Genomic DNA, 13,541 nt, shown 5'->3' with positions numbered 1-13,541 from the left:
GCGCGTCGCTCCTCCGGGGCGGCCGGCCGGAGTGCCCGTTCGGCCGTGCCGGAGGTGCCTCTTCGGTCCATGCTTCGCCCGGGAACCTTCCGGTCCCGGGCGCTGTTCTGGCACCATCGGCCGCTACTGCGTGACGGACCGTCGGTGGCCGCCGTCCTGCCCCGACGGAGGTTCCCGTGACCAGCTCCGACCCCACCCGGCCGGCGAGCCCGGCCCGTCCCGCCCGCCCGGTGACCGCCGGTGCCCACCGGCCCGCCCGGTGGGTGCGGACGAGGCTGCGCACCGGCCCCTGGGCGGCGCTGCTCACCGCCGGACTGGCCTTCGTGCTGGTGTTCCTGGCGGCGGCGATCCCGAGGGTGCTGGACCGCGGAGCGGACGCGGCGCTGCGGGACTTCCTGCACGACCGGGGCCCGCTGGAGACGAGCCTGCTCAGCACCGCTCGCTCCCCGGAGGGCGGCGGGACGGAGGCGGAGCTGGAGGCCGTGGCGGCTCAGCTGGTCGCCCGGGCCGGGGCCGGCCTCCCGGTGGCGCCGTCGGGACCGGTGTTCGGCGCCGAGGGCCTGCTGCGCCACGCGCTGACCACCCCCGGCCTGGACCGCCCGGACGGGCACTCCCCGCCGACCCTGCACCTGCGCTACCTCCACGGCTTCACCGAGCACACCACCCTGGTCGCCGGCACCTGGCCGTCCGGCGGGAGCAAGGGCGAGCCGATCCCGATCGCGGTGGCCCGCGGTGCGGCGGAGACGATCGGGATCCGGCTCGGTGCGGTCCTCGACGACGACTCGGTGCCCCCGCAGCGGGTGCGGGTGACCGGCCTCTACACCGTCACCGACCCGGCCGAGCCGTACTGGGCCGACCTGCCGTGCACGGGCCGGGCCTGTCTGGAACGCTCGCTCAGCGACCCCGACATCAGGAGCTGGCACACCGCCGCGGTGATCGGGGGCGACGACCTGGGCGCCCTCGGGCGCTGGGGGCGCAACACGCGTGACTTCTGGCGGCTCCCGGTGGACACCGGCGTGCTGCGGGCCGACCGGCTGGCCGGGGTCAGGCACGATGTCGCCGCGTTCCTCACCGGGCCGACGGCCACCGCACTGCTCGCCGCCACCGGCCGCTCCGACCTCTCTACGACGTCCCGGCTGCCCGGCCACCTCGACCGGGCGGCGGCGCGGCAGGCCGCGGTCGCGCCGACGGCCCTGATCGGGCCGGCCGCCGTGGCGGGGGTCGCGGGGGTGGTGCTGGCCCTGGCCACCGCGCTCACCACCGACCGGCGCGGCGCGGAACTGCGGCTGCTGAGGGCCCGGGGCGGATCCGGCACCGGGCTCCTGCTGCGGCTCTGCGGGGAGGGCGCGGTCACCGTCCTGCCGGCGGCCGTCGCGGCCACCGCGTCGGCGCTCTGGCTGTGGCCCACGCCGCGCTGGGCGGCGGCGGTGGCCGCCGCGCTGGTCACCACCGCCCTCGCCCTGCTCGCCGTTCCGGTCCGGGCCGCGCTGCCGCCGGCCGACGGCTCCGGCAGGGCCGCGCGCCGGGGCCGGCTGATCGCCGAACTCGTCGTCCTCGCCCTGACGGTGGCGGCGGTGTCGGGTGTCCGGCGCCGCGGCGTCGCCCCACCGGACGCGGGCCCCGACCTGCTGCTGGTGGCGGCCCCGCTGCTGATCGCCCTCACCGCGGCGCTACTGCTGGCACGCCTGCTGCCCGTCCTCGCGGGCGGCCTGGCCCGGGCGGCCGCCCGTTCCTCCGGCACGGTGGCGTTCCTGGGCCTGGCCCGCGCCGCCCGGGGCTCCGGTGGCCGGGGCGGCCGGCGGTCGCGGCCCTCCGTCCTGCCGCTCCTGGCCCTCGTGCTCGCGGTCACCACCGCCGGCTTCGGCGCGAGCGTGCTGGCGGGCGTCGGGCTCGCCCGGGAGCAGGCCGCGAAGCTCGTGGTCGGGGCGGACGCCTCGGTGGCGGCGCCGGCCGGGATGACCCTGCCGCCCGGGTTCGCCGCGGCCGCCGCAGCGCTGCCGGGGGTCACGGCCGCCACCGCCGTGCGGCTGGAGAGCGAGGCGTTCCTGCTGGAGGGGGTCCCGGGCGTGCGCGCGGGTGTCGACCCGGAGGCCACCCAGGTCACCCTGGTGGTCGCCGAACCCCGGGCCTACGCGCGGATCGCCAGGACTGTCGGGGCGGGCACCTTCGACCCGGCGGCGCTCGATGCGCCGGCCGCGGCGGATCCGGGGGCGCCGCCCGTCCCCGCCCTGTTCAGCGCCGACCTCGCCCGCCACCTCGGCCCCGGCGGCCACCGGCTGCGACTGCCCAGCGGCGGCGAAGTCCTCACAGCCCACGCCGGCACGGTCGACGCGACCCCCGCCCTGCCCGGCGCCACCCGCCCCTTCATCGTCCTGCCCACCCCCGCCGCCAGCGCCGTGCTGCCGGAACTCGCCCGCATCACCGACTGGTTCGCGCTCGGCCGGATCGACGAGCCGGCCCTGGCCGGCCTGGTCCGCGCGCTGCCGGCCTCCTCCCTCGCCGACCCCGCCGCCCCGCCGCCGCCCGGGCCGACCGCCGCCACCGCCGTGGTCGGCAACGACCCCGACGCCCTGCGCAGCGGCTACGTCACCCGGACCAGCGCCGCCGTCGCCGCCGACCTCGCCCAGGACCCCCTCCAGCACGCGGCGGGCCGCCTGTTCGGCCAGGCCCAGGCCGCAGCGGGCGCCTTCACCCTGCTCGCCGTCCTGCTCACACTGCTGCGCGCCGCCCCCGACCGGGCCGCCCTGCTGGCCCGGCTGCGCACCATGGGCCTGCGCTCCCGGCAGGGCCTCGCGCTCGTCCTCGCCGAGACGCTGCCGCAGACCCTGCTGGCCGCGGCCGGCGGCGCCCTGGCCGCGCTCACCGCCGTCGCCCTGCTCGGGCCGGCCGTCGGCCTGTCCACCCTGGTCGGCGCCCCGGTGCCGACCGGGCTGCGCCCCACGGCGGCGCCCCTGCTCCTCCCGGCCGCTGCGCTCGCCGCGATGACCGCCCTCGCGGTCGTCGCCGAGGCCCTGACCGGCGGCCGCCGCCACCTCACCACCCACCTACGACTCGGCGACCGGCCCTGAGCCGTCCGGCCCCGGGGCGACCGGCCTTGAGCCGACCCGCCCCGAGCCGACCGGCCCTGAGCAGACCCGCCCCGAGCCGACCGGCCCTGCCGGGGCGCCGACCGGTCGCCGGCACCGGTCGGGCCCGCCGCGCGCCCTCCGGGGCTCGGCCGAAGAGGAGGCCGAGCCGCGATCCGGGGAGCCGCTGTCGGGCGACGACCAGGGGAATCCCCCTGCGAAGGGCGGTACGCCGAGGCGGCCAGCGGCTCCCCCGATCGAGGCCGGACCGCCGGCCCGGCCTCACGGCACCGCCCGAGAAGTGACGAGCCCACAGCACCGTCGGCCCGGGCCGTGAGCGCGAGCGGCCGCGCCGGTGGTCTCCTGTGCCCTGGGCACGGCACCGTTCCCGACCTGATCGTCTCCATCGCGGCCCCCGGCGAGACCGCCGGGATCAGGCCCGGCATGACCGGTGGAGAGGCCGATCGGCTGTTGGGCGGCGGGACCGGCCTGGACCTGGCCGGGGCCCACCACCGGGCGAGGGGCCGGTCACAGGGGCGGCAGCCTGGAGGTCCGGGGCGGTCCCCAGGGGAGCTCTCGGACTCGACCCGGTCGACACCGGAGGCGGTTCCGCGTTCCCTCGCACCTGGCCATCGGCGAGCGCGACTCCGCCGGCCCCGTGACGTACGAGACGGTTCTCGGCCGTCTCGCGGCACGCGGCCGCGCCTGGCGCCAGGACGAGGCTCCGACCTTCGACGACCAGCTCCGCGTCCGCACGGAGGCCGGCGTCCCTCGGCTTCGTGCGCGCGCCCGACGGGTGGCTGCCGCCGATCCCCTACATGTCGGCTCTCACGAAGGCCGGCCGAGCTCCCCGGTGCGGGCGGCGGCGGCCTCCTCCAGCAGCGACCAGCCGTCGAGCTCCACCGCTCGCCGGTCTCCCGGCTGCCATCCACGGGCCGCGGCCGCGCCCAGCAGGGCCCGGACGGCGCCCGGTTCGTGCAGGTTCAGTGAGCCACCCCGGACGAACCCGACGTCCCCGGAGCCCAGGGGGAACCCGCCGGGGACGTACCGGTCGGGTCCGCCGGCGAAGACGATGCGCAGCGTCCCGCCGGAGCCGGCCGGCTGCGGGTGCAGGGTGAGGGTCTCGCGGCAGTCGGTGAAGGCCTCGCCGGCCGGTCCGGGGTGGCTGTGGCGGAGCGACCACAGGTACGTCCGGCCGTCGGCGACCAGTCGGCGGGGCTTTCTCGGGTGGCGTGGCACAGAGCCGAGCGTACGCGGCGCGGTCCGCCGGGTCCGGCGGGGCCGGGGGCAGGAGAGGGCGCGGACCTACGGTGCGGCCGGTCCGCGCGGGTCGGCGCCCGAGGTCAGCCAGGCCCCGATCCCGGGGAGGGCGTCCGGCCCGTTGTCGGCCTCCACCGTGGCGGCCAGGTCGGCGATCGTGACCCCGGCCAGCGAGGCCCGCCAGGCGGCGTCCGCGGACCCCATCGCGCGGGCGATGGGGCACGGCTCGGTGCACTGCTCAGCTGGTGTCGCGAACGGCCCGCGCCGGCGTATCTCGGTGCACACGAACGCCGGGGTTGCGCCGTCGACGGCCTGGACGACGTCCAGCAGCGTGATCTCGTGGGCCGCCCTGGTGATCACGTAGCCGCCGGTCTTGCCCTGGACCGAGCGCACCAGGCCGGCCCGCGAGAGGGCCTGCAACTGCTTGGCCAGGTAGCTGGGCGACACCTCGTGCAGCTCGGCCAGCCGGGCCGCCGGTACCGGCTCCCCGGCGGCGGTCAGGACCACACAGCAGTGCAGCGCCCATTCGACGCCGCCGGACAGCTTCATGTCGCCTCCACATTGACTCGGACATAGACTATCCGAGTATTGTCCCGGACATCTGATATCCGGGTTTGCCCCCAGGGGAAGCCCCCGTCACGAAGGAAGGCACACCATGAGGATCACCGTCATCGGCACCGGCCTGATCGGCTCCCGGCTCGCCGACGTGCTTGAGCGGCAGGGTCACGACGTGACGGCGGTGTCCCGGTCGTCCGGCCTCGACCTGCTCACCGGCGAGGGTCTCGACCAGGCGGTCGCCGGCGCCCACACGGTCGTCAACGTGACCAACTCCCCGACCTTCGACGAGCAGTCCCTCGACTTCTTCCGCACCACCGTCGGCAACCTGCTCGACGCCGGCGACAAGGCGGGCGTGCGCCACCAGGTCGCCCTGTCGATCGTCGGCGTGGACCAGGTGCCCCAGCTCGACTACTACCGGGCGAAGACCCTCCAGGAGGACCTGCTGTGCGGCGGCCCCACCCCCTACTCGATCGTCCGCGCCACGCAGTTCTTCGAGTTCGTGGAGCCCACGATGTCGTGGACCTCGGACGACAGCGCCGTCCGGCTGCCCGCGACTCCCCTCCAGCCGATCGCCGCCGACGACGTGGTCGACGTCCTCGCGGAGGTGGCCACGGCGGCCCCGCTGACCGGCACCCTCGACATCGCGGGCCCCGACCGGTTCACGCTGGACGAGCTCGGCCGGATCACCTTGGCCGCCAAGGGCGACGGGCGTCCCGTCGTCACCGACGACCAGGCGGGCCTGTTCGCCGCCGTCCGCGGCGACGTCCTCACCCCCGGCCCCGAGGCCCGCCTCGCGCCCACCCACTACCGCGACTGGCTGGCGGCCGCCATCGCCGGCTGAGGGCCGCGCCGGGCGCGAGCCCGGGCGCCCGGCGTGTGGTGCGGGTGTCGCGCCCCTGGGTCGGACGCCCGGCCCCGTCGGTACTCGGACGCGCACCGTTTGCGCGGGCCCGTAGCGGAAAGGCGCGGCGCATGGCAGTCATCGATCTCACCCGGACCACTCCACTCGCCGCGGACGGGGCGGGCGCACACCTCTGGCTGATCGCCGTGGGCGTCCTCCTGGTCGTCGCCCTCATGCTCGCCTTCGTCCTGGGGCAGCGCCGCAAGGACCGCGAGCCGCCGCCCGTCGACCTGTCGGGGGCACGGGAGTCCGACCCGCGGCGCCAGCCGCCGCCGGGGTGACCCCGCTCGCCGGACCGCCCCGAAGGGCCCCGGGCCGGTCTGCCGACCCGTGAGCACCCGGCCTCCGCCGCACCTGCCCCAGCACGACCTCCGCCCCGGTACCGGACCCCGGTACCGGGGCGGACGTGCGGGGTGGTGGTGCCCGCGGGGCCCGTGAGCGGTGGTGGCGGAGTCCGGGTGGACGGTGGCGACGGCCGGATCGAGCCTGTCGCCGATGGTCCGTACCACGCGGTGCGGACCATCGGCGGTTGGGCGGGGGTGCAATGAGGCTTCGGGCCGGTGGGGGAGCCGACAGTGCCCGATGGGCCGTCAGGCATCCGGGGGGTCAAGCGACGGACGGGTGGGCCGGGTTTCGGCCAACCCGGCGGGCGGGTGCTGACATGTCCGCGCAAACATGGCACGCTGCCGCTAGCCGTTCGCGTCCAAGATGGCCGTACAACTTCAGTAGTTGACGTTGAGTCAGCACTTTGGTTCCCGCCCCCTGCTCCGTCGGACGAACACGGTTCCGCTCCACCCGGACGGCCAGGGTCCTGCCCGTCCGGGCCTGCACCGGCTGAGGTCGTACATCGGCCGCCTCCACGAGGAGTTCCGTTGAGACGTTCCCCCCGCAAGGCCGTCGCCGCAGGTGCGTTGATCGCCGCATCCGCGATGATCGCCGTCACCTTCCCGGCACACGCCGCCCCCGCCCCCGTGTCGGAAGCCCCCGCCCCCGCGTCCGAAGCTCCCGCCCCCAGGGCCGGTGCCCTCGCGGCGCCGCTGGGCGAGGAGGAGCGGACGGCGCTGCTGGCCGACGCCCAGGAGCGCCGCGCCGCCACCGCGAAAGCCCTCGGCCTGGGTGCCCAGGAGGAGTTGGTGCCGAAGGCGGTCGCCAGGGACGCGGACGGCACGGTGCACACCCGGTACGACCGCACCTTCGCCGGACTGCCCGTCCTCGGTGGTGACCTGGTGGTGCACACGGCCGCGAACGGCGCCACCACCGGCGTCGACAAGGCCACCGGCGCGGCCATCGCGATCGCGCCCGCCCTCGCGGCGGTCACCGCCGAGTCCGCCGACTCCGCCGCCCTGGAGCGCGCCAGGGCCGAGGGGGCGAAGGACGCGAAGTCCGAGTCCGTCCGCAAGGTGGTCTGGGCGGCCTCCGGCAGCCCGGCGCTCGCCTGGGAGAGCGTCGTCGGCGGCCTGCAGCACGACGGCACCCCCTCCGAGCTGCACGTGATCACCGACGCGGTGACCGGCGGCAGGCTGTTCGAGTACCAGGACGTGAAGAACGGGGTCGGCAACAGCCAGTACTCCGGTCAGGTCACCATCGGCACCGCCGGGTCGGCCGGCGCGTACAGCCTGACCGACAACGCCCGTGGCGGGCACCGGACGTACGACCTGCAGCACCAGGAGACCGACGACACGCCGGGCACGCTGTTCACCGACGCGGACGACGTGTGGGGCGACGGCGCCACCGGCAACGCGCAGACCGCCGGTGTGGACGCGCAGTACGGTGCCCAACTGACCTGGGACTTCTACCGGAACGTGCTGGGCCGCAACGGCATCAGGAACGACGGAGTCGCCGCCCACAGCCGCGTGCACTACGGCACCTCGTACGTCAACGCGTACTGGTGGGACGGCTGCTTCTGCATGACGTACGGCGACGGCGAGGGCGATGCCAACCCGCTCACGTCGATCGACGTCGCCGCCCACGAGATGACGCACGGCGTCACCTCCGCCACCGCCGACCTCGTCTACGGCAACGAGTCCGGCGGCCTGAACGAGGCCACTTCCGACATCATGGGCACCGCCGTGGAGTTCTGGGCGAACAACGCCGCCGACCCGGGGGACTACCTGATCGGCGAGAAGATCAACATCGACGGCGACGGCAAGCCGCTGCGCTACCAGGACCAGCCCTCCAAGGACGGCTACTCCAAGGACTACTGGTACTCCGGCGTGGGGTCCGAGGACGTCCACTTCTCCTCGGGCGTGGCCAACCACTGGTTCTACCTGGCCTCCGAGGGCAGCGGCGCCAAGCGGGTCAACGGCGTGAACTACGACTCGCCGACCCACGACGGCCTGCCGGTCAACCCGGTCGGCCGCGACGCCGCCACCAGGATCTGGTACCGGGCGCTGAGCACCTACATGACCTCCACCACCGACTACGCCGCCGCCCGTACGGCCACCCTCAAGGCGGCCGCCGACCTCTACGGCGCCACGAGTCCGACCTACAAGAACGCCGCCAACGCGTGGGCCGCGGTCAACGTCGGCGCGCGCCTCACCCAGGGCGTGACGGTCACCAACCCCGGCGACCAGGTCACCATGACCGGTACGGCGGTGAGCCTGCAGACCAAGGCCGTCAGCAGCAATCCCGGCGCCCTGGCCTACTCGGCCACCGGGCTGCCCGCCGGCCTGACGATCAACGCCGTTACCGGCCGGATCACCGGCACCCCCACCGCCCAGGCCGAGAGCACCGTGACGCTCACCGTCAAGGACTCCACCGGCGCGCTGGACGTCGTGTCGTTCCTCTGGACCACCTACACCCTCGGTCAGTGCGCGACGTCCCAGCGACTCGCCAACCCCGGCTTCGAGTCGGGCCCGACGGCCTGGTTCGCCTCCGGCGCCCGGGTGATCGACTCCACCAATCCCTACACCGCGCCGCGCAGCGGCAGCTGGAAGGCGTTCCTGGACGGCTACGGGAGCACCCACACCGACACGCTGTCCCAGACGGTGTACATCCCCTGGGGGTGCCGGGCCACCCTCGGCTTCTGGGTGGACATCACCACCGACGAGGGCACCAGGAGCATCCCCTACGACAAGCTCACCGTGCAGGCCGGGGACACCGTGCTGGCCACCTACTCCAACCTGGACGCCACCACCGGCTACGTCCGCAAGAGCGTCGACCTCTCCGCATACGCCGGTCAGTACGTCAACCTGCGGTTCGTGGGGTCGGAGGACCTCGCCGCCCGGACCACGTTCCTGATCGACGACACCTCGGTCGACCTCGGTAACTGAACCGTCCGCCCGGACGGTTCCGCCGGCCAGTGACGGGCCGGTGCACCGGGGTGCACGGCGAGGCCCGGCCCGGCGGGGCCGGGCCTCGCTCCGCGCACCGGTCGGTGCGGCCGGTCATTTCGGTACGGCGGTGGGCCAGTTGTTCTTGACGACGGTCTGCGCCTTCGCCACCTGGGACTCCTTCGGGAAGGCGGGGGTGCCCTCCACCGTCGGCAGTTTCGCGGCGAGCGCGGTGTCGAGGGTGCCGTTCTTGGCCATGGCGTCCATCAGGACCGGGCGGGCGAAGTCCACCAGCCGCAGGTTCTGGCCCTCGGGGGAGGCGAGGTACTCCTCCCAGAGGCGGGCGGCGGCCGGGTGCGGGGCGTCCTTGTTGACGGCCTGCGCGTAGTACTGGGAGAAGCTGCCGTCGAACGGGATGGACACCCTCCAGTCCACTCCCGCCGGGCGCAGCTGGTCGACGTGCTGGAGGTTGAGGAAGTCCCACTCGATGCTGATCGGCGTCTTCCCGGTGGTGATCGCGGTCAGGTCGGAGTTGGCGTGGCTGAAGTTGCCGGCCTCGTTCAGCCGGGCGAAGAAGTCGATGCCGGGCTGGATGTCGTCGAACGACCCGCCGTTCGCCAGGGCCACGGCGTACACGGCGGCGAAGGCCGACCCGGCGCTGGTGGGTTCGCCGGTGAACGCGATCATGCCCTTGTACTGCGGGTCGAACAGCTCGGCGAAGGAGTTCGGGCAGGTCTTCACCCGGTGGGCGTCGCAGCCGATGGAGACGTAACCGCCGTAGCTGTTGTACCAGCGGGCCCGGTGGTCCTTCTGGGCGGCGGGTATCTGGTCGTACCCGGCCGTGCGGTACGGGGCCAGCAGGCCCTCTGCGGCCGCGGACTGGGCGAAGGAGTCGCCGAGGTCGAGCACGTCGGGCGCGCCGGGCTGCCCCTTGAGCCGCTTGATGTCGTCGATCTCCTGCTGGCTGGAGCCCTCCGGGTTGTCGTTGACGACCCTGATCCCGTACTTCTTCGAGAACCCGTCCATCAGGCCGCCGTAGTTCGCCCAGTGGGGGAGCAGCGTGGTGGTGTTGAGCTGGCCCTCCGCCTGCGCCTGCCGGACCAGCTCGTCCATGCCGCCGATGTCCTGGGCGGAGGCGGAGCGGGCCGCCACCGGCGTGCCGGCGCTCTGGCCGCCGCAGCCGGCGAGTCCGACGGTCACCAGGGTCAGGCAGGCGGCGAGAGCGGCCAGGTGGCTTCGACGAGGTGTGACCACGACGCCTCCAGAAGGAGTGCAGGGAAGTTCGGGGGCCGGGCCGCCGCCGGAAGGGCGGGGGCGGCGAGGTCTCGGCGGGGGCCCGGTGCCGGGCGGCGGGGTGTCCGGCGACCGGTGGACCCACGGGTTACGCGTCCGGCCCGTGGGCCGGGCGTCGCCGACCGGAGGACTGCCGACCGCGGGGTCGCCCGGCCGGGCCACGGAGCCTGCGGCCGGTTCCGATGTGGTGACGATGAGTTACGGATCCCGGGTCGCGGTGACGCTGAGTACCAGACTACCGGTCCGGTGGGCGGTTCCGCCGGAAATGGCCGGCCGGCCTCACGAATCCCCGCCCGACCCGCCCCGTGACCGGCCTCAGAGCTCGATGTCGTCCCAGGAGCCCAGCAGCATGGCGCCCAGCGCCTCCTCGTCCTGCGCCCCGCCGCTGTCGAGCGTCTGGGAGGCCCAGATGGTCTTGCCCCGCGGGGAGTACCGGGTGCCCCAGTGCTGGGCGTACTGGGCGACGAGGAACAGGCCGCGGCCGCCCTCGTCGGTGTCCTTGGCCCGGCGGATGTGCGGGGCGGTGCTGCTGCCGTCGGAGACCTCGCAGACCAGCGTCTGGGTGAGGAGCAGCCGCACCCGGACCGGGTCCTTGCCGTAGCGGACGGCGTTGGTGATCAGTTCGCTGAGGATGAGCTCGGTGCCGAAGGAGATGTGCTCCAGGCCCCACTCCGCCAGCTTGCGGGCACAGGCGTTGCGCACCGGGCCGACCGCGGCCGGGTCCCGGGCCACCTCCCACTCGGCGACGTGGTCGCGCTCCAGCAGCCGGGTCCGCGCCACCAGCAGCGCGACGTCGTCGTCCGGTCGGCCGGGCGGCAGCGTCGCCATCACGGCGGCGCAGACGGCCTCCGGCGAGGAGTCCGCCCCGCCGACGGTCGTCCGCAGCTCCTCCAGTGCCGCGTCCACGTCGCGGGTGCGGTCGCCGAGCAGCCCGTCGGTGTAGAGGACCAGCCGGGAGCCCTCGGGCACGGTCAGCTCGGCGGTCTCCACGGGCAGGCCGGCGCCGAGGCCCAGCGGCGGGGAGACCGGTGGGCGCAGGAACGTCACCGTCCCGTCGGCGTGGGCCACGGCGGGCGGCAGGTGACCGGCGGTGGCCGCGGTGACCTGCCCGGACACGGAGTCGTAGACCACGTAGAGGCAGGTGGCGCCGGTGATCGCCTGGACGCTGGTCTCGCTGTCCTCGTCCTGGACGTCGATCCGGGAGACGAGCTCGTCCAGGTGGCCGAGCAACTCGTCGGGGGGCAGGTCCAGCGCCGAGAAGTTGTGGATGGCGATGCGCAGCCGGCCCATGGTGGCCGCGGCGTGCAGTCCGTGCCCCACCACGTCGCCGACCACCAGTGCGACCCGGGCGCCGGGCAGCGGGATCACGTCGAACCAGTCGCCGCCGGCCCCGGCCTGCGCGGGCAGGTAGCGGTGGGCCACCTCCAGGGCCTGCTGCTCCGGCATGCCGCGGGGCATCAGGCTGCGCTGCAGGCTCACCGCCATGGCGTGTTCGCGGGTGTAGCGCCGCGCGTTGTCGATGCACACCGCGGCGCGGCCGGCGACCTCCTCGGCGAAGGAGAGGTCCTCCTGGTCGAACGGCAGTGAGGCCCCGGCGCGCCAGAAGTTCACCAGACCGAGCACCACCCCGCGGGCCTGCAGGGGCACCACCGCGAGCGAGTGGATCCCGTAGTCGAGGATCTGCTGGGCGCGTTCGGGGTCCTGGGTGCGCCAGCCGCTGGAGCCGGCCAGGTCCGGCTCCACGACGGATCGCCCGTCGTGCACGCTGGCCGCCATGGGCGTGTCGGGCGCGAACCGGATCAGCTTGCCGACCGGGTAGAGCGGGTGGTCCTCGGCCAGCCCGGCGACCGCGCTGCGGCGCAGCCGGACGCTGGCCCCGTCCGGCTCCTCGCCGCGCAGCACGGCGTCGCGCAACTCGACGGTGACGACGTCGGCGAACCCGGGGACGGCGACCTGGGCGAGCTCCTCGGCGGTGCGCACCACGTCCAGCGTGGAGCCGATCCGCATCCCGGCGTCGTAGAGCAGCCGCAGTCGCCCCCGGGCCACCTCCGCCCGGCCGGACAGCGCGCGCAGCTCGGTGGTGTCGCGCAGGGTCACCACGTTGGTGCGGTGCACGCCGAAGGGGGTGGTGGAGCGCTTGTTGAGGGCCAGCAGGCGGTCCGCCGCCAGGTGGACCTCGTCGCTGGCGATCCGGTCCGAACTCAGCAGGTCGGCGGTGCGGGCGTCCAGCCCCAGGTCGCCGATCCGGCGTCCCTCCGCGTCGGGCGGGAGGTCCAGCAGCCGCCTGGCCTCGTCGTTGGCGAGCAGCAGCCGGTCGTCGTCGCCGGTGATGAGCACGCCCTCCCGCACGGCGTGCAGGACGGCGTCGTGGTGTTCGTACATCCGGGTCATCTCGGCCGGGCCCAGGCCTCGGGTCTGCCGGCGCAGCCGGTGGCTCACCAGGGCGGCGCCGCAGGCGGCCAGCGCGACGGCCATGCCGGCGCCGGCCAGGAAGAGGGGCAGCTGCCGGTTCACCGAGTGCTGCACCGATTCCACCGTGACCGGGACGGAGACGATCGCGACCACCTTGCCCGAGGGGTCCTTGACGGGGGCGGCCGAGATCACCGACGGGCCCAGTACTCCGTTGAAGGTCCGGGTGAAGGAGATGCCCTGCGCCGCCTGGGCGTACGGACCGATGACGTGCTTGCCGATCTGCGAGGTGTCGCTGTGGGTCAGGGTGATCCCGTCCAGCTTGTACACGATGATGGCGTCGACGCCGGCGGCCTCGCGGGCCTCCTCGGCGAGGGGCTGCAGCGTCGCGCTGGGATCGTCGCTGTCCAGGGCCTCCAGGAGGCCCGGGGCGTGCGCGAAGGACTGGGCGGCGGCGACGGTGCGGTCCCGGGCGTCGGCCAGGGTCTCGCGCCGGGTCTGCAGGACGAGGGCCACCAGCGCCCCGGCGATGAGCAGGATCACCAGGAGCAGTTGGAGGAAGAAGACCTCCTGGGCGAAGCTGCGGGTGGCCGGCCCGGTCCGGCCGGCGAACGGGCGCGACCCGGCTGCCGACTCGCCCGTCGACTCCGGGGCGGTGGCCTCGGTCCGGGGCGGTGCGGTGGCGCCGGGCTTTCCGGAGCGACGGGTGAACCATCGCCGGAAAATGCCCGAATTTACGCTCATACCCCCTTTTATCCTGGTTTCCGCAGAACTGGCAAGGAA

At 74.8% G+C, this 13,541-nt stretch carries 8 protein-coding genes; 4 read left to right on the top strand and 4 right to left on the bottom strand.

The genetic code is table 11. From position 1 onward, the window contains the following. The first annotated feature begins 176 nt into the window (after nucleotides 1-176). A complete protein-coding gene (locus ACZ34W_RS26955; RefSeq protein WP_465607725.1) occupies nucleotides 177-3,068 on the top strand; it encodes a hypothetical protein in 2,892 nt (963 codons plus the stop codon). Nucleotides 3,069-3,893: 825 nt separating this feature from the next. On the opposite strand, the gene ACZ34W_RS26950 is transcribed toward ACZ34W_RS26955, so the two are convergent. Further along, the gene (locus ACZ34W_RS26950) at nucleotides 3,894-4,304 is read right to left on the bottom strand and encodes a hypothetical protein (protein ID WP_465607723.1); all 411 of its coding nucleotides are present in this window, start codon (nucleotides 4,302-4,304) and stop codon (nucleotides 3,894-3,896) included. Between the two features lie 66 nt (nucleotides 4,305-4,370). Beyond that, complete coding sequence (locus tag ACZ34W_RS26945; RefSeq protein WP_465607721.1) at nucleotides 4,371-4,874, bottom strand: RrF2 family transcriptional regulator; 504 nt, start codon at nucleotides 4,872-4,874, stop codon at nucleotides 4,371-4,373. A 106-nt stretch (nucleotides 4,875-4,980) separates the two neighbouring features. Here ACZ34W_RS26945 and ACZ34W_RS26940 point away from each other — a divergent pair, with 106 nt between their 5' ends. The 3 genes from ACZ34W_RS26940 to ACZ34W_RS26930 all read left to right on the top strand — a co-directional run bounded on the left by ACZ34W_RS26940 (nucleotide 4,981) and on the right by ACZ34W_RS26930 (nucleotide 9,056). Then, nucleotides 4,981-5,724, top strand: coding sequence for an SDR family oxidoreductase (locus tag ACZ34W_RS26940; RefSeq protein ID WP_465607719.1), 744 nt, complete (start codon nucleotides 4,981-4,983; stop codon nucleotides 5,722-5,724). A gap of 131 nt (nucleotides 5,725-5,855) precedes the next feature. After that, nucleotides 5,856-6,065 carry a DUF6479 family protein gene (locus ACZ34W_RS26935; RefSeq protein WP_329491594.1) on the top strand — a complete coding sequence of 70 codons (210 nt, stop codon included), beginning with the start codon at nucleotides 5,856-5,858 and terminating at the stop codon, nucleotides 6,063-6,065. Nucleotides 6,066-6,656: 591 nt separating this feature from the next. Further along, nucleotides 6,657-9,056, top strand: a complete 2,400-nt coding sequence (locus ACZ34W_RS26930; protein WP_465607716.1) for a M4 family metallopeptidase — start codon at nucleotides 6,657-6,659, stop codon at nucleotides 9,054-9,056. 114 nt (nucleotides 9,057-9,170) lie between these two features. On the opposite strand, the gene ACZ34W_RS26925 is transcribed toward ACZ34W_RS26930, so the two are convergent. Both ACZ34W_RS26925 and ACZ34W_RS26920 read right to left on the bottom strand, forming a co-directional pair. Then, nucleotides 9,171-10,310, bottom strand: coding sequence for an ABC transporter substrate-binding protein (locus ACZ34W_RS26925; RefSeq protein ID WP_465607714.1), 1,140 nt, complete (start codon nucleotides 10,308-10,310; stop codon nucleotides 9,171-9,173). Between the two features lie 354 nt (nucleotides 10,311-10,664). After that, entirely contained in the window at nucleotides 10,665-13,502 is a 2,838-nt protein-coding gene (locus ACZ34W_RS26920) for a SpoIIE family protein phosphatase (protein ID WP_465607712.1), read from the bottom strand. Between the last annotated feature and the right edge of the window lie 39 nt (nucleotides 13,503-13,541).

The sequence above is a fragment of the Kitasatospora sp. NPDC022856 genome (assembly GCF_055561235.1).
This window is presented reverse-complemented; position numbering and strand designations above follow the sequence as displayed.

Excerpts from the sequence above, each read along its gene's own strand:
- ACZ34W_RS26945 (WP_465607721.1), bottom strand. The coding sequence starts at position 4,874 with ATGAAGCTGTCCGGCGGCGTCGAATGGGCGCTGCACTGCTGTGTGGTC.
- ACZ34W_RS26940 (WP_465607719.1), top strand. The coding sequence starts at position 4,981 with ATGAGGATCACCGTCATCGGCACCGGCCTGATCGGCTCCCGGCTCGCC.
- ACZ34W_RS26920 (WP_465607712.1), bottom strand. The coding sequence starts at position 13,502 with ATGAGCGTAAATTCGGGCATTTTCCGGCGATGGTTCACCCGTCGCTCC.
- ACZ34W_RS26935 (WP_329491594.1), top strand. The coding sequence starts at position 5,856 with ATGGCAGTCATCGATCTCACCCGGACCACTCCACTCGCCGCGGACGGG.